We start from the raw sequence: 21,108 nt of genomic DNA on the forward strand, positions 1-21,108 counted from the left end.
ACAGCCCCATAGCTGTTTCGGGAAAAGGTTGGATCGCAAATACCCTGCCGCGCTTCGCGCTCTCGGGACATTTGCGTTGCTTTGTGACCGGGTATTTCCCGAAACGCCTTAACGCGGCATCGGGGTCTGGTGCTTGTTATAGGGTTTCCAGTCGGTGATCTCGGGGTAATACATCTCGCGCCAGCGCGCGACGCGCGGGTTCATCACCTGCCGCCACTTGCGGGGCCACAACGCGAACAGCGTCATGATCGGATAGCCATAGGGCAGTTGCGGGGCCTGTGCCTCGGAATAGTTCTGCAACAGGGGAAAGCGCCGGTCGGGCTTGTAATGGTGATCCGAATGGCGTTGCAGGTTGATCAGGAGCCAGTTGGTCGCCTTGTGCGCCGCATTCCACGAATGATGCGGTTTCACATGCTCATACTTGCCATCGCCCAGATGTTTGCGCGTCAGGCCGTAATGCTCGACATAGTTGGTCAGCTCCAACTGCCACACGGCGCTCAGCGCCTGCACGAGGAACAGGACCAGCCCGAGCCAGCCCCCGAGATAGAGCGCCAGCGCCAGCGCCAGCCCCTGCAACGCCCAGTACCGCCAGAACGGGTTGCGCGCGTCGGTCCAGGGCAGGTTCTTTTTCGCCAACTTCTCCTTTTCCGCGCGAAAGGCCGATTTGAGCCCCTCGCGCAGCACGCGGGCAAAATAGCGGTGGAAATTCTCGTTGTAGCGCGCCGTCACCGTGTCGCGCGGCGTGCCCACATAGGGGTGATGCACCAACAGGTGTTCGGTGCGGAAATGCGAATAAAGCACCATCGCCAAAAGGATGTCGCCAAGCCAGCGTTCGAGCCTGTTGCGCTGGTGCAGCAGCTCGTGGGCGTAAACGATGCCCACTGTGCCACTGATCACCCCGAGCGAGGCGAAGAGCACCAGAAGCTCGATCCAGCCCAGGTGCCCCGACGCGGTGACATACCACAGGATGCCGTAAAGCGTGACGAACTGCACCGGCACCCAGAGCATGACGCCCATCCGATACCAGTAAAGCGCATCTTCGCCGATATCGGTGTCGGCGTTTTCCCTGTTCAGCCCCAAAAGCCCGTCGAGCCCCGAGAACACCCACCACGCCAGGAGCGGCAACAAGATCACGCTCCACCCGCCGTAAACCGCGCTGATCCAGGCAACGGGCACGAGAAGATAAGTCATCCAGAACGGCAGGAACAGCTTTGGGCGGGCGATGGTCTCGGCGGTGATCATGGCAAGTCCTCTGGCGGATTATTCCACAGTCTCGAACGCATCCCGGGCAAGGTCAAACACCTTGCGCATCACCGTGGGCAGGTCGGAGGGTCGAAAATCGTGGCGCGAGACGAATTCGCCCCTTTCCGGCACGCAATCCATCGGCAATGTGGCGGTCCGAATACCAAGATAGAGATGGAAATGGGTGAATGTGTGGCGTGCCTCGACCCCGATGTCGCGCCAAATCGCCGCAGCGGGCGGGGCCTCTTGCGCCACCTCGCCCCATTCCGCGCCGGGCCAGCCCAGCATTCCGCCCAAGAGCCCCCTCTCGGGCCGCCGCTCCAGAAGCCATGCCCCATCCGCCCGCCGCCCGACATAGGCGATGCCATACCGGGTCGGTTTGGCCTTTTTAGGCTCTTTTTTCGGCAGTTCCGCCGCCATGCCCGCGGCCCGCGCGCGGCAATGATCCATCCACGGGCAGATCCCGCAGGCCGGGCTTTTCGGCGTGCAGATCGTCGCACCCAAGTCCATCACCGCCTGTGCATAATCCCCGGGGCGCGCATCGGGCGTGAGCGATGCGGCTTTCTCGCGGATCTCGGGCTTGGCGCGGGGCAGCGGCGTTTCGATCCTGAACATCCGCGCCATGACCCGCTCGACATTGCCATCGACCACCACCTCGGGCGCATCGAATGCGATCGCTGCGATTGCGGCCGCCGTATAGGGGCCGATGCCGGGCAACTCCTGCAATCCCGCCCGCGTCTGCGGAAATCCGCCCATCCCGGCCACCACGCGCGCGCATTTCAAAAGGTTCCGGGCGCGGGCATAATATCCCAGCCCCGCCCATTCGCCCATCACGTCGGCATCGTCTGCCGCGGCCAGCGCCGCGACCGTGGGCCAGCGCGTCGTGAACCGCTCGAAATAGCCCCTGACCGCCGCAACGGTGGTCTGTTGCAACATCACCTCGGACAGCCAGACCCGATAGGGATCGGGCCGGTCCGCGCGCCCCGGCGGCACCCGCCAGGGCAGATCGCGCGCATGGGCATCATACCACGCCAGAAGCGCGCCTGCCCTGCCGTCCACCCCGTCACGCAAGTTTTATCCCCCCTGCACCGATAACCCCTGTTCGCCCCTCTCTCCTGCCACTAAATTGGCCCGGAACCAAGGGAGGCAAGGATCACACCGCGCAAGACACCATATGGCAAGGGCTTTACCCGCGCGTCCTCGCTCTTGCAGGGCGATATCCGCAAGGCGGGCGAATCGCGCGGCTTTGCCGTGTCGCGCATCCTGACCCATTGGGCGGAAATCGCGGGGGACGAGGTCGCCGCCATCTCCCGCCCGGTCGAGGTGTCGTATGGCCGTGGCGGGTTCGGGGCGACGCTCTCGCTCTTGACCACGGGCGCGCAGGCGCCGCTGCTCGAGATGCAGAAAGAGCAGATCCGCGAGCGGGTCAACGCCGCCTACGGCTATAACGCCATTGCGCGGGTGCGGGTGACACAGACCCACGCGACCGGTTTTGCCGAGGGGCAAGTCAGCTTCGATCACCGCCCCAAAGCCGCCAAACCCGCCACCGCCGACCCCGCCCTGACCCGCGCCGCCGCCACGGCGGCACAGGGCGTGACCGACCCCAGCCTGCGTCAAGCGCTTGAAGCTCTTGCGCAAAACGTTCTATCCAGACCCAAACGCCAGAAAGGGCCCGACACATGATCCGAATTCTCGCATTGACGCTTGCCGCCATCCTCGCGTGGCAGACACCGGCCATCGCCCAGACCGCCGAGGAAGACGCGGCCGTTATCGAAATGACCATGGGCCCCGAGGACGCGGCGGTGACGCTCATCGAATATGCCTCGTTCACCTGCCCGCATTGCGCGTCCTTCCACCAGAACCAGTTCAAGGAGATCAAGGCCGACTATATCGACACCGGCAAGATCCGCTTCGTCTATCGCGATGTCTATTTCGACCGCATCGGCCTCTGGGCCTCGATGCTGGCCCGCTGCGAGGAATCGCGGTTCTTCGGCGTGACCGGGCTGCTCTACGAGAAACAGAAGGAATGGCTCAATTCCAACGATCCGGTGCAGGTCGCGGGCAACCTGCGCCGCCTAGGCAAGGTTGCCGGGCTTGACGAAGACCGGATCGAAGCCTGTCTTTCGGACGCCGACAAGGCAACGGTGCTCGTCAACTGGTTCGAGGAGAACCGCAAGGCCGACGATATCAATTCCACCCCCAGCCTCGTGATCAACGGCACGAAATATTCGAATATGGCCTATTCCGAGATCAAGACCATCCTCGACGAGGAGCTGGGCGAAGAATGAGCGCACCGCTTGCCGGCCTCAAGGTCGTTGAACTCGCCCGTATCCTGGCCGGCCCCTGGGCCGGTCAGACGCTTTCTGACCTCGGCGCCGAGGTGATCAAGGTTGAAGCACTGCAAGGCGACGACACCCGCCAGTGGGGCCCGCCCTTCATCGAGCGGGATGGGGATCGCACCGCGGCCTATTTCCACTCCTGCAACCGCGGCAAGGCGTCCATCACGGTCGATTTCCGCAACGAGGACGATCTCGCCCGGCTGCGCGAGGTGATCGCCGGGGCCGATATCCTGATCGAGAATTTCAAGGTCGGGGGGCTCGCCAAATACGGGCTCGATTACGAGACGGTCAAAGAGATCAACCCGCGCCTCATCTATTGCTCGATCACGGGTTTCGGACAGGACGGGCCTTATGCCCACCGTGCGGGTTATGACTATATCATCCAGGGCATGTCGGGCTTCATGTCGATCACCGGCGATCCCGACGGCCAGCCGCAGCGCGCGGGCGTGGCGATCACCGATCTCTTCACCGGGCTTTATTCCGTCTCCGGCATCCTCGCCGCGCTGCATCAGCGCGCGACCACCGGGCGTGGGCAGCATGTGGATATGTCGCTGCTCGATTGTGCCGTCGCGGCGATGGCCAACCAGTCGCTCAATTACCTCGCCACCGGCACGCCGCCGGGGCGGACGGGCAATTATCACCCCAACCTCACCCCCTACCAGGTGTTCGACTGCGCCGACGGTTACATCATCATCGCCACCGGCAACGATGCGCAATATCAGCGCCTGTGCGGGCTACTCGGGCTCGGCTGGATGGCCGAAGATCCGAAATTCCTGCGCAATTCCGACCGGGTCGAGAACCGCCTCGAGATGATCGAAAACCTGATGGCCGAAACCCGGAAATGGACCAAGGCCGACCTGCTCAGGGGCTGCGAGGACAAGGGCATTCCCGCCGGGCCGATCAACGACATGTCCGAGGTTTTCGCCGACCCGCAGGTGCAGGCACGCGGCATGCAGATCGAGCTTGATGGCATCCCGGGTGTGCGCGCGCCGTTCAAGTTTTCGGATGCCGAACTGGCCCTACATCGGCCCAGCCCGAAACTGGGGCAGGACAACGGTTAGGGTGCTCCGGGCATGCGATAAGTCTGTGCCCGTCACGCCGGAATTTGCATCGCCGCACGCGGCGTTAACCGATCTCGTGACCAAAAGGTTAACACAACCCGGCAGCCGGGCAGCAGCCGGGAGTCATACGCAAATCACCCCCCGTTTTCGGGTGTTGCGACCTGCGTTAACCTATCGGAGCGCAGCGTTAACCGATCCACAAGATCATCCAGCACCTGCCAGTCCTCGATCTGCAATCGAACCGGCAAGGTCAGCACCCTGAACCGGTCTTCGGGAGCCAGCCGCACCGCGTCCTTCTCGGTGGTGACAAGCTGCGCATTCAGTGATTTCGCTTGCGATTCCAATCTGTTGAGAATTGCCTTGGTCAGCGGTTGGTGATCGCTGAGCGCCACTTCGCCGACCACATCCGCGCCAAGTCCGCGCAGTGTGGCAAAGAACTTTTCCGGATGCCCGATTCCCGCGAAGGCCAGACAGCGTTGCCCGGCCCAGTCCATGCCCATTTCCAACGGCGCCAGGTGCCCCTTGATCCGCGGGCGGAGAATGTCCATAAGCCATTGTTTTTCAAATGACTTCTGGCTTTCCTCGGAACCGATGGAAATCACCGCATCGGCCCGTTTCATGCCCTGTGCCACCGGTTCGCGCAACGGCCCGGCAGGCAGGCAACGCCCGTTGCCGAACCCTTTGGCCGCATCCACCACGATCAGGGAAATATCCTTTCGGATCAGTGGGTTCTGGAACCCATCATCGAGAATCACCAGATCCGCCCCCGCCGCCTTCGCCGCCCGCGCCCCCGCCACCCGGTCCTTGGCGACCCAGGTTGGCAGGAACGCCGCCAGAAGCAGCGGCTCATCCCCCGTCTCATCCGCCCGATGCGCCCGCTCGTCCACCTGCACGGGCCCCACGAGTTGGCCACCGTAACCCTTTGAAACAACGTGCGGTTTCAGCCCGCGATCCCGCAATCTACCGGCCAGCGCGATCACCGTCGGCGTCTTGCCTGTCCCCCCGGCATTGAGGTTCCCGACACAGATCACCGGCAGGCCCGGATCGCCCGGGTTTCCCCGCCCCAGCCGCCATGCTGTCGCCCGCCCGTAAAGCCAGCCCAATGGCGCCAGCACCCGCGCTTGCCAACCCGGACGCTCGGGCGGATGAAACCAGAACCCCGGCGCTCGCATCACCCGGCCTCCATGAGGTCGAGCATGTCCTGCAACAGGTCAATGATCCGGTCCGTCGCCTCGGCCCCCTCGGACGCGACCTCCCAACCTGCGGCGGCCATCTGTGCCACCCGGTCCGGCGCGGCGAGCTGATGCAGTGCCGCCGACAATGTCGTGGAATCCTTGATACTTATCGCCGCGCCCGCATTGGTAAAGCGCGTATAGGCGGCCCGATAGCGGCTCACATTCGGCCCGTAAAGAATGGCAGAACCCAGCGCGGCAGGCTCGAACGGATTGCGCCCGCCAAACCCGGGAACCAGCGAACTGGCCATGAAGCTCACCGGCGCGAGGCGATACCAAAGCCCCATCTCGCCCCGCGTATCTGCGAGCAGAACCTGTGTGCCCTCGTTGGGCTTCTCGCCCGCCGACCGGATGGCCGGGGCAAAACCCTGCTCGTCAAGCAATGTGCGGAACTCCGGCCCCCTCGTTTCGTCATCCGGCACGAGGATCAGAAGTTGCCGATGCGCCATCCGGCTCGACATCCGATGCGCCTCAAGGATCGTGGGCACCTCTTCCGGCTGCGCCATCGCGGCCAGCCATACGGGCCGCCCGGCCAGGATGCGGGCCATTTCCTCGCGCTCCGACTCGTTGCATGGCAAGGCGTTCCCGCCTTCCTGCAAAGGGCCTGTCACGGTCAGGGCCTCTTCCGCCACACCCAGACGACGCAGTTTCTGTGCCGCCGTGCCCGACCGGGCAAAGATGCTGTCGAATGATTCGAGATTGGAGCGCAGAATTTCCGGCAGCCAGCGCTGGTGCGGGGCGTTAAACCCTTCTTCACACGCATCGATCAGGATCATCGGCAATTCGCGGCGCTTCGCCTGTTCGATCAATACGGGCCGAAAATACCCACCGGTCCATAGCCCGATATCGGGCCGCCAATGATCGAGAAAACGTGCAGTCGCCGCGGTCGTGTCCTCTGGCAGGACTTGCCAGATGTCGCCACGGTGCAAATGATCGGGTGACGGATCAGGTGTCGGCGTGGTGAGCAAGAGGTTGAAATCGGCGCGTTGCGCACGCAGCCGCGCCCCAAGCTGCAACAATGCCGCCGCCCGAGAGGGCGACGTCGCATGGCCCCAGATCAATGGCCCGTCCGGCCTGTCCTGCACAACGGCATTGTCGGTTTTCTGCCCCTTCCCCGCATAGGCCATATAGGCCCCCAGGGATAACGAACGTCCAAGTGATCGCAGAGGCACGTCTCAGACCTTTCTGGCTCGGCAACCCGAAAACTTTGGCCACGCGGTCAAGGATACAGGAATGGGGACCATCGGTGTGCCTCGGTCGCTCGGTTTCGCAATAAGACTAGGGGTTTGCCGGGTGCGGTCAAGCGGGGGCCCAACCTTGTGCCACCTTGACGCAGACCATCCCGCAGGTCAAACCACATGGATCAAGGAGACCCCGATGAAGCCGTTCCTGATCCTGCAATTGCGCCCCGAAACCGAGGCTTCGGACGATGAGTTCAAGGCCATCCTGCGCAAGAGCGGGCTTGGTGAAGCGGATGCGCATCGCATCCGGCTGGATCAGGAGGCACTGCCGCCGGGGCTCGGTCTCGACGGGTATTCCGGCGTGATCGTGGGCGGCGGCCCGGGCTGCGTCAGTGACCCGCCCGAAGCGAAATCCCCGGTCGAAGCGCGGATCGAATACGCCGTCATGTCGCTCATGCCCGAGATCACGGCGCGCGATTTCCCCTATCTCGGATGCTGCTATGGCATTGGAATCCTTGGCGCGCACCTGGGTGGAGAGGTCAGCAAGGCGCGGTTTGGCGAAGATGTCGGCATCTCGGATTGCAGCCTGACACCCGAGGGTCGCGCCGATCCGGTCTGCGCCGGAATGCCCGCGCATTTTCAGGCATTCGTCGGCCACAAGGAAGCCGTGCAGGATCTGCCGCCCGGATGCACCCACCTGGTGAGTTCGCCCAATTGCCCGTTCCAGATGATCCGACACGGCGAAAACGTCTATGCCACCCAGTTCCACCCCGAGGCCGACAGTTCCGGGTTCGAGGTGCGGATCAAGATCTATCGGCATCGCGGCTACTTTCCGCCCGAAGAGGCCGACAATCTGATCGCCATGTGCCGCACTGTCGATGTCCACGCGCCCGAGCGTGTCCTGCGCAATTTCGTCGCCCGGTATAGCCGTGCCTGAAACCGACATGACACGGCCGCGCGCGGGCTTGGACTACGTTCCGGCACATGCTAGGTTTTGATCAAATTCAACGCCTAAACCGCAGGGAGCGATTCCAATGAAGGACGACAATTTTCTCAAGGAAAACAATGCCCGCCACCTCTGGCATCCGATGGGTCATCCTGCGGACAGCCTCGAGAATCCGCCCACGATCATCAAGGGCGCCGACGGATCGCATATCACCGATATCGACGGGCGTCGCGTCGTCGACGCGGTGGGGGGCCTGTGGTGTGTGAACCTTGGCTATTCCAACGACGTGGTGAAAGAGGCGATCGCCAAGCAACTCTATGACCTGCCCTATTATTCGGCCTTCGCAGGGTCGACCAACCCGACCGCGATCGAAGCCTCCTATGCCGTGCGTGACTTCTTTGCCGAGGACGGCATGGCGCGGTGCTTCTTCACCTCGGGCGGCTCGGATTCGGTGGAAACCACGCTGCGCCTTGCCCGCCAGTATCACCGTCTGCGTGGAGAGCCGACGCGCACCAAGTTCCTGAGCCTGAAAAAGGGCTATCACGGCACCCATTTCGGCGGTGCCTCGGTCAATGGCAACAACCGGTTCCGCATCAACTATGAACCTCTCCTGCCCGGCTGCTATCACCTGCCGTCGCCCTATACCTATCGCAACCCGTTCAACGAAACCGACCCCGCAAAGCTGGCCCAGTTCATCGCGCAGGCGATGGAAGACGAGATCGCCTTTCAGGGCGCGAACACCATCGCCGCCTTCATCATGGAGCCGATTCAGGGCGCAGGCGGCGTGATCGTGCCCGGCGAAACCTTCATGCCGCTGATGCGCGACATCTGTGACCGTCACGGCATCCTGATGATCTCGGACGAGGTGATCACCGGTTTCGGTCGCACCGGAGACTGGACCGGCGCGCGCCATTGGGGCGTGAAACCCGACATGATGTCGACGGCGAAGGGCATTACCTCGGGCTATTTCCCCGTGGGCGCCGCCCTGATGAGCGAGAAGGTCGCGGATGTCTTTGAGAGCGACACCACCGGCGAAGGCGCGATCTATCACGGCTATACCTATTCCGCGCACCCGGTGGGGGCCGCGGCGGTGACGGCCTGCATTTCCGAGACCCTGCGACTCGACACCAAGACCAACGCCGCCGCGCGGGGCAAACAGCTCTACGAGGGGGTGCTCAAACTGGCCGAGAAGCACGACATCATCGGCGATGTGCGCGGCGGTCACGGCCTGATGACCGGGATCGAGATCGTGAGCGACAAGGCGGCCAAGACCCCGATGGACATGGCCACCATGAAGGGCATCCACAAGACCACCTACGAGGCCGGGGCAATGGTGCGGCTGGGTGCGCATAACGTCCTGATGTCGCCGCCCCTGACCATCACCGAAGGCGAGGTGCAGACGATTCTCGACGCGCTGGATGCAGGGTTCTCGACCGTCTAGGCAAACCGGTCGCGCAACCGGAAACCGGCATAGGCCGCGAACATGAGCGCCCGCCTGAACCGCCCGAGGCCAAACCGCCCGGGCGGTCTTTGCATGACCGCCGGGATCGGGGCGTCATCCGTCCGTTCCAGAACCAGATCGGCAAGCCGCGCGCCGGTGTAGCTGCCCATGGCGACACCGTTGCCGTGATAGGCAAAACCGGCATAAACCCCCGGCATCTCCGGCACTTCGCCACAATATGGTGCAAGCGAGGGGGAAAGACAGACCATCCCGCTCCAGTAATGCGGTGTCTCGACATGCTTCCATGCCGGGAACATCGTCTCGAAATCACGCCGGATCAGCCGCCGGATCGCATCGTCCGATGCTGCCGAGGCGCGCAGCCCCCCACGCATTCCGAACAGGAACCGATTGTCCGGCATCAGGCGGAAGTAATGCAGCAACCTGCGCGTATCAAAGGCCATCTGGTGCGAGGTCCAGCCCTGTGCGGCCAGTTCCGCATCGCTCATCGGGCGGGTCACGATCACGCTCGATTGCGCGGGCATATAGCGCGCCGCCATCCATTCGGGCAGGTCTTCGCTCGAATAGCCATTGGTGGCGAGGATCACCTTGTCACAGGTAATGGCCCCCTGATCCGTCTCGATGCGCCAACCGTCGGCCTGTCTGGTGATCCGGAAAACCGGGCTGTCGCCATGAACCACCGCCCCGGCCGTTTCTGCGGCCTGCAATAGCCCGGCGAGGTATTTGCGCGGATGCAGGGCGAAGCCGATGGGCAGTGATAGCCCGCCATGAAACCCGCCATTCAATCCATGCGCCGCAAGATTTGTCGCGGGGATGATCTCGGGTGTGACGCCGTAATTCTCTTCGATTTGCACGACATCGTTCTCGAACCGGGCCAGTGACGGGCGATGTGCAAGAAGTGTCTCACCATTCGAGTGGCGGTCGGCCTCGATCCCATGCTTGCGCAACAGCGTATCGACATGGTGGATCGCCGCGCGTTCCGCCCCGCGCCATTCCAGCCGCGCGGGTTTGCCAAACGTCCGGTCGAGCTTTGCATCGGAAAGCTTGCTGCCGCCAAGGCAACAGAACCCGCCATTGCGGCCCGACGCCCCCCACCCCGGATAGTGCAGGTCGAGCACCCGCACCTGCACCCCGACCTCGGCCAGTGACAGGGCGGCGCCAAGCCCGGTGAACCCGGCCCCGATGATGACAACATCGGCCCTGAGATCGCCCTTGAGTGCCGGGCGCCTCAGCATGGTTTCCGGCACGGCTTCGGCCCAGTAGCAGTCGTCGATCCGGGTATCGGAATAGGCAAAGGGCGGAAAGATGCGTTTCATGTTCAGTTTCGCACGGCGGCCCGCTCTTCGGCCTGCATCCTGAGACTCGCCCGTTTTGACACCAGCGATGCCGTGATGACCCCGATCGTGACAATCACGATCAGAATCGTCGAAAGCGCGTTGATTTCGGGGCTGACCCCGAGTCGGATGGACGAGAATATCTTGATCGGCAGGGTCGTGGCCGAAGGCCCGGCGGTAAAGGATGCGATCACCAGATCGTCAAGCGACAGCGTGAAGGCCAGAAGCCAGCCGGAAATCACCGCCGGGGCGATGATCGGCAGCGTGACAAGGCGAAACGCCTCGAATGGCGAGCACCCCAGATCGAGCGCCGCCTCTTCCAGCGAGCGATCGAAGTTGACCAACCTTGAGGATACGACGACCGAGACGAAGCACATCGAAAAGGTCGTGTGCGCCAGAACGATCGTGAGGATGCCCCGGTCAAGCCCGATTCCGATGAACAGCAGCAATAGGGAAAGACCGGTAATCACCTCGGGCATGACCAGTGGTGCATAGATCATCCCCGAAAACAGCGTCCGCCCCCAGAACCGGCCGCCCCGGATCAGGATATAGGCGGCCATCGTTCCCAGCACCGTGGCGATGGTTGACGACGCCACCGCCACCTTGATCGTGACCCAGGCCGCGCTCAGAAACGCCTCGTTCTGCAAAAGCTCGCCATACCACCTGGTGCTGAACCCGGCCCAGACCGTGACGAGCTTGGACGCGTTGAAGCTGTAGATGATCAGGATGATCATCGGGATGTAAAGGAACGCAAAGCCCAAGGTCAGCGATGTCGCGTTGAACCAGGTGAACCGCCTCATCCCTCTGCCTCCCGTTGCTTTTGCTCATTGCGCTGGAACAGGATGATCGGGATGATCAGGATCAACAGCAGGATGACCGCCACAGCCGATGCAACCGGCCAGTCGCGATTGTTGAAGAACTCCTCCCACAGCACCTTGCCGATCATCAGCGTCTGAGATCCGCCAAGAAGCGACGGGATGACGAATTCGCCCAAGGCAGGGATGAAGACGAGAAAGCACCCGGCGATGATTCCGCTTTTGGAAAGTGGCACGGTCACGAGCCAGAAGGCCGACGCGCGCGAACAGCCCAGATCCTCGGCCGCTTCGAGTAGCGACTCGTCAAGCTTTTCAAGCGCGGCATAGATCGGCAGAACCATGAACGGCAGATAGGTATAGACAATCCCGATATAGACCGCCGTGTCGGTATTGAGGATTGTCAGCGGTTCGTTGGTCACACCGGTCCAGAGCAGGAACTGGTTGAGCAGACCCTCACGACTCAGGATGCCCATCCACGCATAAACGCGGATCAGAAAGCTGGTCCAGAATGGCAGGATGACCAACAACATCAGCGTTGGGCGCCATTCGTCGCGTGCCTGCGCCATGCCATAGGCAATGGGATAGCCGACCATCAGCGTCATGATGGTTGACAACAAGGCGATCTGCAGGCTCGAAAGATAGGCTTTCCAGTAGAGCTCGTCCGTGGTCAGAAACCAGAAATTTTCAAAATCCAGCCCTGTGAAAAACGCTTTCACCCCGGCCCATCCGGCACCGAGGTCGAGCGTCGGCGTATAGGGGGGGATCGCAAGTGCCGTGTCCGAAAGCGAGATTTTCAGAACGATCAGAAACGGGATCAGGAACAGCGCCAGCAGCCAGAGATAGGGAACCGCGATGAGAACCAGCCGCCGCATCTCAGGACTCCAGAACAACGGCGGCGGTTTCGGTCCAACTGAGCCAGACCTCATCCTCCCAGGTCAGGTCCCGGCGTGCGATGCGGCGGGTGTTGGCCGTCTGCGCCTTGATGATCTGGCCCGAGGCAAGTTTCACGTGATAGGTCGAAAGATTGCCCAGATAGGCAATGTCGAGGATCGCCCCTTTGACGAGATTTGTCTTGCCCTCGGGTTTCTCGGCCGAAATCGAGACCTTCTCGGGGCGAATGGCGAGATAGCATTTCCCGGCAGAACCGAGATCCCTTGATGTTTTCGCATGCAGCACCGGCTGGCCTTCGGCAAATGTGACGTCATAGCCGTCACCGGATTTCGTGCCGTGACCCTCGATGATGTTCACGTCGCCGATGAAGTCGGCAACATAGACGGAAGTCGGCGTTTCATAGATCCGCGCGGGGGTATCGACCTGAATCAGGCGGCCTTCGTCCATCACCGCGACGCGGCTTGCCACGGTCATCGCCTCTTCCTGGTCGTGGGTCACGATCACGAAGGTCGTGCCGGTCTTTTCCTGGATGTCCATCAACTCGAACTGCGTGTCCTGCCGCAGTTTCTTGTCGAGTGCCCCGAGGGGTTCATCGAGCAAGAGCAGCTTGGGCGCCTTGGCCAACGACCGGGCAAGCGCAACGCGCTGGCGCTGACCACCGGAAATCTGGTGCGGTTTGCGGTGGGCGAACTTTTCCAGCCGGGTCAGCTTGAGCATCTCGGACACGCGGTCCCCGATCGCGTTCTTGGGCAGTCGGTCGCGCTTCAGGCCAAAGGCAATGTTGTCCCAGATCGAAAGGTGCGGAAAAAGCGCGTAAGACTGGAACATCATGTTCACAGCGCGCTTGTTGGGCGGCACCGGACCGATGTCTTGACCGGACAGGTAGATTGCCCCTTCGCTCACGGCCTCGAACCCTGCAAGCATCCGCATCATCGTCGTCTTGCCACAGCCGGACGGGCCCAGGAGGGCAAAGAATTCGCGCTCGAATATATCAAGAGACAGATTGTCGATCGCGGTGAAAGCCCCAAAGCGCTTGGTCACATTGCGAAACTGGATGAGCGGTTTCTGATCGGGGTCTTCCCAAGGCTCGAACACGGTCTGCGCCATCGGCCACTCCTTTGAAAAAAGGCCCGCACCGGCAATGGTGCGGGCCTGATCTGGTTGATCAGGTGCCGGACTTGATCTTGGTCCAGAGGCGCGTCACGACCCGTTGCACCCGTGCGTCATAGGGTGTCGTCGTGAACAGGTTTTCGAGAGTTGCCTCGTCGGGATAGATCGCTGGATCACCAATCACATCCTCCAGGAGATATTCCTGCGATGCCTTGTTGCCGTTGGCATAGTAGACATAGTTCGACGCGGCCGCCATGTTCTCGGCATCCATGATGAAGTTCAGGAACTTGTGCGCCCCGTCCGGATTGGGCGCATCCACGGGAATGGCCATCTGGTCAAACCACATCTGGGCCCCTTCAACTGGTGCGTTATAAACGATCTCGACGTCATTGCCGGCCTCGTCCGCACGATCACGCGCCTGGAGGATATCCCCCGACCAGCCGACCGCCACACAGATGTTTCCGTTGGCCAGCGCGTTGATGTATTCCGAGCTGTGGAATTTCTGGATGTAGGGCCGCACCGGTGCGAACACGCCCTCGGCCTTGGCAATCACATCCGGGTCATGGCTGTTGGGGTCTTCCCCGATGTACTTCAACGCCGCCGGGATCATCTCGGCGGGCGCGTCGAGGAAATGCACGCCACATTCGGCCAGCTTTTCCATGTTCGCGGGATCGAAGACAAGTGAGAGCGAGTTGAGCGGAGCGTCGTCGCCGAGAACCTCCTTGACCTTGCCAACATTCACACCGAGCCCGGTCGTGCCCCACATGTAGTTGATCGAATAGGCGTTATCCGGGTCATATTGCTCGGTCCGCTTTTCGACCACGTCCCACATGTTTTCGATATTGGGCAGTTTGGACATGTCGAGTTTCTGGAAAGCGCCCGCCGTGATCTGGCGTTGAAGGAAGGTTCCGGACGGCACCACGACGTCATAACCCGATCCACCAGCAAGCATCTTGGTCTCCAGAACCTCGTTGCTGTCAAAGACGTCATAGATCAGGTTGATCCCGGTCTCTTCCTGAAACTTGGTGAGCAGATCCTCGTCAATGTAATCTGACCAGTTGTAGACTCGCACTTCTTCCGCGGTGGCCATACCCGCGAGAAGAGCCAGCGAAGCGGCGGCGGTGAGCAGATGGTTTTTCATTTCAGTCTCCCTTGGTTGAGGTCATATGCCTCTTGCTGCAAGATTTGATCAACTTTTTTCCCATCATGCAACATGGCAATTTCGTTTTGCTACCTGTAACCTTGTCGAAATCGGCTCCATGACGAAAGTGCCCCCTCACCGATGATGAAAAACTTGGCGGATCAATCTGGGAAAAGTTCAGCGACGGAGCGCATGCCGCCGCCACTTCCGGCGCATGAGCTGGTTTACAGGCAGTTGCGCGAGACGATTCTGTTCGGAGAGCTTGCACCGGGACAGCCGGTCACGATCCAGGGTCTGACCGCTATGCTCAATGCCGGCATGACACCTGTGCGAGAGGCGATCCGCCGGTTGATCGCAGAAGGGGCATTGGTTTCAAGTGGCAACAGGCGAGTCAGTGTTCCGAACTTAAGTGTCGGAAATATTGATGAAATTATATACGCCCGCCAGGCAATCGAAACCGAGCTGGTGCTGCGCGCGGCACAGCGTGGATCGGCGGCGGACGTTGAAGATCTCGCCCGGATCGACATGCGCCTTGATCAGGCTATCCTGAACGGAAATCTGCGCGCCTATCTCGAAGAAAATTATCGTTTTCACAAGACATTATACGCCCTGGCAGACGCCCCGATCCTGTCCTCTTTGGCTGATGGGCTTTGGTTGCGTTATGGGCCGTCCCTGCGGGTGGTCTGTGGTCGGCTGGGTACGCAGAATCTGCCGGACCGACACAAAGAGGCGTTGGAGGCACTGAGGGCAAGAGATGCGCTTGCCGCCGCAGAAGCAATGCGCGGAGACGTGATTCAGGGTATGGAGCAGGTCCGTCAAGCGATCGCCGAATCAGATCCGTTGCCATACGATTCGATTGACACCCCGTAATTTGATCATATTCTGACTGCAGCTCACCGGGCATGGTCCGGTCCATGTTGTATTCTCCATTCACGAGGCCTTCCGATGATCCAGATCTCAAACCACATGCCGACGAAAGAACTTCAAGCGCTGGATGCTGCGCATCACATGCACCCGTTTACCGCGGGCAACGAACTTGCCGAAAAGGGTGTCCGCGTGATCACCCGGGCCAATGGCGTGACGCTGACGGATAGTGAAGGCAACGAAATCCTTGATGCGATGGCGGGCCTGTGGTGCGTCAATATCGGCTACGGGCGCGAAGAGCTGGCCGAGGTTGCGGCCCGACAGATGCGAGAGCTTCCCTACTACAATACCTTCTTTCAAACGACACATGTTCCCGCGATTGCCCTTGCCAACCGCCTGGCCGAGCTGGCGCCCGGCGATCTGAACCATGTGTTCTTTGCCGGATCAGGGTCCGAAGCCAACGATACCAATATGCGCATGGTGCGCACTTACTGGGCCCAGAAAGGAAAGCCCGAAAAGCAGATCATCATCAGCCGCAAGAACGCGTATCATGGTTCGACCATGGGCGGGGCGTCGCTTGGCGGGATGACGCCCATGCATGCGCAGGGCGGCCTGCCGATCCCCGGTATCCACCATATCGACCAGCCCAACTGGTGGGCCGAAGGCGGTGACATGAGCCCGGAAGAATTCGGTCTGGCCCGCGCTCGTGCGCTCGAAGAGGCGATTCTTGAACTCGGCGAAGACAAGGTTGCGGCCTTCATCGCCGAGCCGGTCCAGGGGGCCGGCGGCGTGATCGTGCCGCCCGAGACCTATTGGCCCGAGATTCAGCGCATCTGTGACAAATACGAAATCCTGTTGATTGCCGACGAGGTCATTTGCGGTTTTGGCCGCACCGGACAATGGTTCGGCAGCCAGACGATGGGCATCCGCCCGCATATCATGACCATCGCAAAGGGCCTGTCATCGGGATACGCGCCGATTGGCGGCTCGATCGTTTGCGACGAAGTGGCCGAGGTGATCGGCGCATGTGAGTTCAATCACGGCTATACTTATTCGGGTCATCCTGTCGCCGCGGCGGTCGCGCTGGAAAATCTGCGGATACTCGACGAAGAGAAGATCGTCGAAACCTGTGGGGCCGAAACCGCCCCTTATCTCAAGCAAAAATGGGAGGCCCTGGCCGATCACCCGCTCGTGGGCGAAGCCCGGATCGTCGGCATGATGGGGTCGATCGCCCTGACGCCGGACAAGGCGTCGCGCGCAAGATTCGCGTCAGATCCGGGAACGATCGGCCTGATCTGTCGCGAGCGGTGCTTTGCCAACAATCTGGTTATGCGCCATGTTGGTGACCGGATGATCATTTCCCCACCGCTGGTTATCAGCAAGAGCGAAATAGACGCTTTGATCGAACGGGCATCACGCGCCCTCGACGAATGTCTGGCCCAAGCCACGAAAGATGGGCTCATGGTGGCGGCAAGCTGAGCCTTTGGAACGTAGCGTTCCGCTTGCCAATGCGGCTGGAATGATTTGAGCATCCCTCTCGCGCAGGCGCGGGAGGGAATAGATGATCGAGTTTGAACCGGGTACGCCCGAGATCAAGCCCACGAAAACCGTCGTGGACATGATCCGCGACGCGGCATCGCGTAACGCGGACAGGGAGGCGTTGGTCGAGGGCGAAACGCGCCTGACATGGCGCGAGCTTGATCGCCGCATCAATCAGGTCGCCAACCAATTGCGCGCACTCGGTGTCGAAAAGGGCGATCGGGTCGCGATCCTGTCGGAAAACTCGGCTGCTTTCGCCGAAATCTTCCTTGGAACGATCCGGGCCGGGGCCTGCTTGGTGCCGCTGTCCACGATGGCGTCATCCGAAGCACTGGAAAAGATGATCGCGGATTGCACGCCCAATGTTTTTTTCCTGTCGAATCAATATCAGACATTGGCACAGCCATTTCTGCCTGAACTGAATGCAATCCGGATTGCGTTGGATTTCCACGAAGACGGCTGGACCCGATACACGGAGTTTCGCGACCAAGGCACAACGTCCGATCCGATGGTATCCATCGGCATGAAGGACGCGTTCAACCTGATTTACTCATCCGGCACCACGGGCACGCCCAAGGGCATTCTTCACAATCACTATATGCGTGCAGTCCAGATGGAGCGGATCGAATCCGCCGGCTATGTGGACAATGCGCGGACGCTGCTTTCGACGCCGCTTTATTCCAATACGACAATCGTGGCGTTCCTGCCCACGCTGGCGGGTGGGTCTTGCGTGCATCTGATGCGCAAGTTCGACGTCTTGCGCTATCTCGAAACTGTCGAGCGCGAGAAGATCACGCATACGATGCTTGTGCCGGTTCAATACAAGCGGATCATGGAGCATCCCGATTTCGGCAATTTTGACCTGTCTTCCATGCAGGCCAAGTTTTCCACCTCGGCCCCGTTGCGCTCGGATATCAAGCGCGACGTGCTGGCGCGTTTTCCCGGTGGCCTGACCGAGTATTACGGCCTGACCGAGGGTGGCGGAACCAGCGTTCTGGCCGCGCATGAGTACCCCGACAAGCTCCATACCGTGGGTCAACCCGGGCCGGGCGTCGAATTCCGTCTTGTCGACGAGGATGGAAACGAGGTCGCCCCCGGCGAGATCGGCGAGATTTGTGGCCGTTCGGGCGCGATGATGGCGGGGTATTTCGGGCGCGATGATCTGACCGAAGACACGATCTGGCGCGACGGGAAGGGCAACGTGTTCTTCCGCTCGGGCGATATGGGATCGTTTGATGACGACGGGTTTCTGGTGCTCAGCGATCGAAAGAAGGACATGATCATTTCCGGTGGGTTGAACATCTATGCCAATGATCTGGAACTAGTTCTGTTGGGCGATGCGGACGTTACCGATGCCGCCGTGGTCGGCGTCCCTTCGGAGCAGTGGGGTGAAACGCCGGTGGGTTTCGTCGTTCTGCGCGAAAACGCGACCAGATCCCCGCAGGATATCCTTGACGCGGCAAATGCGAGGCTCGGCAAGAGCCAAAGGCTATATGACGTGTGCGTGCGCGAAACACTTCCGCGTAGCGAGATCGGAAAGATCCTCAAACGCGATCTGCGCAAGGAATTCCTCGGTTAGGCCGCAGCTTTGCGGCCCAACCCTTTGAGCATGCCGAGACAGGCGGAAAGCTGATCGAGCGAAATGAACTCATCGGGTTTGTGGGCTTGCTCGATCGAACCCGGGCCACAGACCACCACCGACAGGCCCATTGACTGGAAAATCCCTGCTTCCGTTCCGAAAGCCACGACATCGGCGTCATTCTCACCGGTCAACCCGGCAACAAGATCACGCGCTTCGTTCTCGGGCATGGGGTCCAGCCCCGTCACCTCGCCGATGGTTTCGGTTTCGATCGACGCATCGGGACACACGGCGCGCATGGCTGGCAACAGCACGTTCTCGGCATAGCGCGCGATTTCGGATGTTACATAACTGTAGTCGTCGGATTGAACCGGTCGAAACTCCCATTCCACCTCGGATTTGCCGACGATCACGTTATGCGCAACCCCGCCCGTGACGCGCCCGATATTGAGCGTGGTCCATGGCGGGTCAAAGCGGCTGCTACCCGGTGCGCGGTGTTTCAGCTCTTCTCGGATTTCCAACAAGCGGGAGACATAGCGCACCGCGTATTCCGCGGCATTCACGCCACGATCCGGGGCCGATCCGTGACCTTCGAGCCCGGTGAAGCGGGTGGTGTATTCACAGCATCCCTTGTGGCCCTCGATGATCTTCATCATTGTCGGTTCGCCGATAATCGCAATCCCGGGCTTGATCCCGCGCGCCTTGAGTTCCGTAACCAGTGACTGCGCACCGATACACCCTGTTTCCTCGTCATGGGTAAAGGCGAAATGGATCGGACGAGACAGGTTGAGGCGCGCAAATTCCGGCGCCATGGCAAGCGTTGCGGCGATGAAACCCTTCATGTCGCAGGTGCCGCGCCCAAACAGTTTGCCATCCGCCTCGTAAAGCTGGAACGGATCGGATCGCCAATCCTGATCGGCCACGGGCACGACGTCCGAATGACCTGACAGAAGGATTCCGCCATCTCTGTCCGGCCCGATCGTGGCGAACAGGTTCGCCTTGGTCCCGGTGTCGTCGGCATAGATATCAACGCTCGCGCCGATATCATACAAGAGCGCACCCATATGCTGGATCATGTCCAGATTGCTGTCGGTGGACACGGTCGGAAAGGAAATGAGGTCGCGTAATATGTCCTTGGTACGAGCAAGATTTGTCATGGCTTCACGAACATCTGACGGGGGCGGTCGCAGAAGGCTTCGGCTGGGCCGCTCTCGCGGATCAGGATCGACTCCGTGATTTCAAGGCCCCAGGTCGGCGCCCAGATCCCCGGCATGAAGTGAAAGGTCATGCCCGGTTCAAGCACGGTTTCATCCGCGGCGCGGAGCGAAATGGTGCGTTCGCCCCAGTCCGGCGGATAGGACAGACCGATGGGATAGCCGCAACGCGCGCCGCGTTCGATTCCCGCGCGCTCCAGTGGTCCTGCCAGAGCATTCGCTATATCACGTGCACGGTTGCCTGCGCGCGCGACTTCAAGACCGGCCTCCAAGCCCTCGACCAGCGCCGCCTCGGCGCGTTTCATGTCATCCGGCGGTGTGCCGAGGAAGATGGTCCGGCAGAACGGCGTATGATACCGGCGGTAAACGCCGGCCAGCTCGAAAAAGGTGCATTCCCCGGTTTTTAGCGTGTTGCCGTCCCATGTCAGATGCGGAGCCGACGCATCGGCACCCGACGGACACATCGGAACGATGGCCGGGTAATCCCCCCAATCGTCGCCCACGCCTCGCAGTGCATCGCCATAGATTTCCGCCACCAGTTCGTTCTTGCGCAACCCGGGTTCGGCGCGTTCGATCGCACCGTCGATCATCTTTTCCGCGATGCGTGCAGCGCGGCGCATGAAGCCGAGCTCCTCGTCGGATTTGACCGCTCGCTGCCAGTTCACAAGCGCCGTCGCATCGACGATTTGCGCCTTTGGCAGGCATTCCACAAGGGTCGTATAAGCCTTGGCCGAGAAGTAATAGTTTTCCATCTCAACGCCGATGCGGGCGGTTTCATAACCCAGTTCGGCGAGCAGGGCGGCGAGGTGTTGCATCGGGTGATGCGTGGTCGATTGCACGTATTCATCGCCATAGGGCCGCAGGCTGTCATTCGAGAGCCAGGCCGTGCGGCGCGCGCCGTTGGCATCCATGTTTCTGCCCCACCAGAGCGGTTCGCCCTCGTGAGTCAGGATGACACCCTGATGCACATAGAAGGACCAGCCGTCATAGCCTGTCAGCCACGCCATGTTAGAGGGATCTTCGACAAACAGGACGTCAATGCCCTGTTCGGACATGGCCGCGCGTGTCTTGTTCAACCGGCGTAGGTATTCCGTTTCGGAAAACGCGGTCGCGTTCCTTGTCATGACCATCTCCTTCATTTGCATGGGCGCATTAAACACG

19 protein-coding genes are annotated in these 21,108 nt (G+C 61.1%); 8 read left to right on the forward strand and 11 right to left on the reverse strand.

Annotated features, from left to right (window positions below; genetic code table 11):
* Window positions 1–108: 108 nt before the first annotated feature.
* Window positions 109–1,242 carry an alkane 1-monooxygenase gene (locus FLO80_RS13415; protein ID WP_111368715.1) on the reverse strand — a complete coding sequence of 378 codons (1,134 nt, stop codon included), beginning with the start codon at window positions 1,240–1,242 and terminating at the stop codon, window positions 109–111.
* An 18-nt stretch (window positions 1,243–1,260) separates the two neighbouring features.
* On the reverse strand, window positions 1,261–2,313 hold the full coding sequence (locus FLO80_RS13420; protein ID WP_111368716.1) for an A/G-specific adenine glycosylase: 1,053 nt from the start codon (window positions 2,311–2,313) through the stop codon (window positions 1,261–1,263).
* 81 nt (window positions 2,314–2,394) lie between these two features.
* Between FLO80_RS13420 and FLO80_RS13425 the strand changes: the two genes are divergently transcribed.
* The 3 genes from FLO80_RS13425 to FLO80_RS13435 are packed head-to-tail and all read left to right on the forward strand — an operon-like array spanning window position 2,395 to window position 4,642.
* On the forward strand, window positions 2,395–2,925 hold the full coding sequence (locus tag FLO80_RS13425) for a DUF721 domain-containing protein (protein WP_111368717.1): 531 nt from the start codon (window positions 2,395–2,397) through the stop codon (window positions 2,923–2,925).
* A complete protein-coding gene (locus tag FLO80_RS13430; RefSeq protein ID WP_111368718.1) occupies window positions 2,922–3,530 on the forward strand; it encodes a DsbA family protein in 609 nt (202 codons plus the stop codon). The genes FLO80_RS13425 and FLO80_RS13430 overlap by 4 nt, the downstream gene beginning before the upstream one ends.
* Complete coding sequence (locus FLO80_RS13435; RefSeq protein ID WP_111368719.1) at window positions 3,527–4,642, forward strand: CaiB/BaiF CoA transferase family protein; 1,116 nt, start codon at window positions 3,527–3,529, stop codon at window positions 4,640–4,642. The genes FLO80_RS13430 and FLO80_RS13435 overlap by 4 nt, the downstream gene beginning before the upstream one ends.
* A gap of 134 nt (window positions 4,643–4,776) precedes the next feature.
* Here the strand turns inward: FLO80_RS13435 and lpxK are convergent, their stop codons facing one another.
* A complete protein-coding gene (lpxK, locus tag FLO80_RS13440; RefSeq protein ID WP_111368720.1) occupies window positions 4,777–5,814 on the reverse strand; it encodes a tetraacyldisaccharide 4'-kinase in 1,038 nt (345 codons plus the stop codon).
* Window positions 5,814–7,001: a 3-deoxy-D-manno-octulosonic acid transferase gene (locus FLO80_RS13445; RefSeq protein WP_111368721.1), complete on the reverse strand. Its 1,188-nt coding sequence runs from the start codon at window positions 6,999–7,001 to the stop codon at window positions 5,814–5,816. Before FLO80_RS13445 ends, lpxK begins: the two co-directional genes overlap by 1 nt.
* A gap of 250 nt (window positions 7,002–7,251) precedes the next feature.
* Here FLO80_RS13445 and FLO80_RS13450 point away from each other — a divergent pair, with 250 nt between their 5' ends.
* Window positions 7,252–7,992: a glutamine amidotransferase gene (locus tag FLO80_RS13450; protein WP_111368722.1), complete on the forward strand. Its 741-nt coding sequence runs from the start codon at window positions 7,252–7,254 to the stop codon at window positions 7,990–7,992.
* Window positions 7,993–8,089: 97 nt separating this feature from the next.
* Entirely contained in the window at window positions 8,090–9,442 is a 1,353-nt protein-coding gene (locus tag FLO80_RS13455) for an aminotransferase class III-fold pyridoxal phosphate-dependent enzyme (protein ID WP_111368723.1), read from the forward strand.
* On the opposite strand, the gene FLO80_RS13460 is transcribed toward FLO80_RS13455, so the two are convergent.
* Genes FLO80_RS13460 through FLO80_RS13480 form a run of 5 tightly spaced genes read right to left on the reverse strand, consistent with a single transcriptional unit; the run spans window position 9,439 to window position 14,751 of the window.
* Entirely contained in the window at window positions 9,439–10,776 is a 1,338-nt protein-coding gene (locus FLO80_RS13460; RefSeq protein WP_111368724.1) for an NAD(P)/FAD-dependent oxidoreductase, read from the reverse strand. The two genes, FLO80_RS13455 and FLO80_RS13460, sit on opposite strands and share 4 nt — an antisense overlap.
* A 2-nt stretch (window positions 10,777–10,778) precedes the next feature.
* Window positions 10,779–11,594 (reverse strand): ABC transporter permease, encoded by an 816-nt coding sequence (locus FLO80_RS13465; RefSeq protein ID WP_111368725.1) that lies wholly within the window; start codon window positions 11,592–11,594, stop codon window positions 10,779–10,781.
* The gene (locus FLO80_RS13470) at window positions 11,591–12,481 is read right to left on the reverse strand and encodes an ABC transporter permease subunit (protein ID WP_111368726.1); all 891 of its coding nucleotides are present in this window, start codon (window positions 12,479–12,481) and stop codon (window positions 11,591–11,593) included. The genes FLO80_RS13465 and FLO80_RS13470 overlap by 4 nt, the downstream gene beginning before the upstream one ends.
* A 1-nt stretch (window position 12,482) precedes the next feature.
* Window positions 12,483–13,607: an ABC transporter ATP-binding protein gene (locus FLO80_RS13475; protein WP_111368727.1), complete on the reverse strand. Its 1,125-nt coding sequence runs from the start codon at window positions 13,605–13,607 to the stop codon at window positions 12,483–12,485.
* Between the two features lie 58 nt (window positions 13,608–13,665).
* Window positions 13,666–14,751 (reverse strand): polyamine ABC transporter substrate-binding protein, encoded by a 1,086-nt coding sequence (locus FLO80_RS13480; RefSeq protein WP_111368728.1) that lies wholly within the window; start codon window positions 14,749–14,751, stop codon window positions 13,666–13,668.
* Window positions 14,752–14,895: 144 nt separating this feature from the next.
* Here FLO80_RS13480 and FLO80_RS13485 point away from each other — a divergent pair, with 144 nt between their 5' ends.
* The 3 genes from FLO80_RS13485 (at window position 14,896) to FLO80_RS13495 (ending at window position 18,733) form a co-directional block, all read left to right on the forward strand.
* Window positions 14,896–15,621 (forward strand): GntR family transcriptional regulator, encoded by a 726-nt coding sequence (locus FLO80_RS13485; RefSeq protein ID WP_111368784.1) that lies wholly within the window; start codon window positions 14,896–14,898, stop codon window positions 15,619–15,621.
* A 75-nt stretch (window positions 15,622–15,696) separates the two neighbouring features.
* Window positions 15,697–17,094: an aspartate aminotransferase family protein gene (locus FLO80_RS13490; RefSeq protein ID WP_111368729.1), complete on the forward strand. Its 1,398-nt coding sequence runs from the start codon at window positions 15,697–15,699 to the stop codon at window positions 17,092–17,094.
* Between the two features lie 82 nt (window positions 17,095–17,176).
* Window positions 17,177–18,733 (forward strand): class I adenylate-forming enzyme family protein, encoded by a 1,557-nt coding sequence (locus tag FLO80_RS13495; protein ID WP_111368730.1) that lies wholly within the window; start codon window positions 17,177–17,179, stop codon window positions 18,731–18,733.
* Here the strand turns inward: FLO80_RS13495 and argE are convergent.
* Entirely contained in the window at window positions 18,730–19,890 is a 1,161-nt protein-coding gene (gene argE, locus FLO80_RS13500) for an acetylornithine deacetylase (protein WP_111368731.1), read from the reverse strand. The two genes, FLO80_RS13495 and argE, sit on opposite strands and share 4 nt — an antisense overlap.
* Window positions 19,887–21,071, reverse strand: coding sequence for a M24 family metallopeptidase (locus FLO80_RS13505; RefSeq protein WP_246156682.1), 1,185 nt, complete (start codon window positions 21,069–21,071; stop codon window positions 19,887–19,889). Before FLO80_RS13505 ends, argE begins: the two co-directional genes overlap by 4 nt.
* Between the last annotated feature and the right edge of the window lie 37 nt (window positions 21,072–21,108).

The organism is Aquicoccus porphyridii (genome assembly GCF_008369105.1).
Lineage (GTDB): Bacteria > Pseudomonadota > Alphaproteobacteria > Rhodobacterales > Rhodobacteraceae > Aquicoccus > Aquicoccus porphyridii.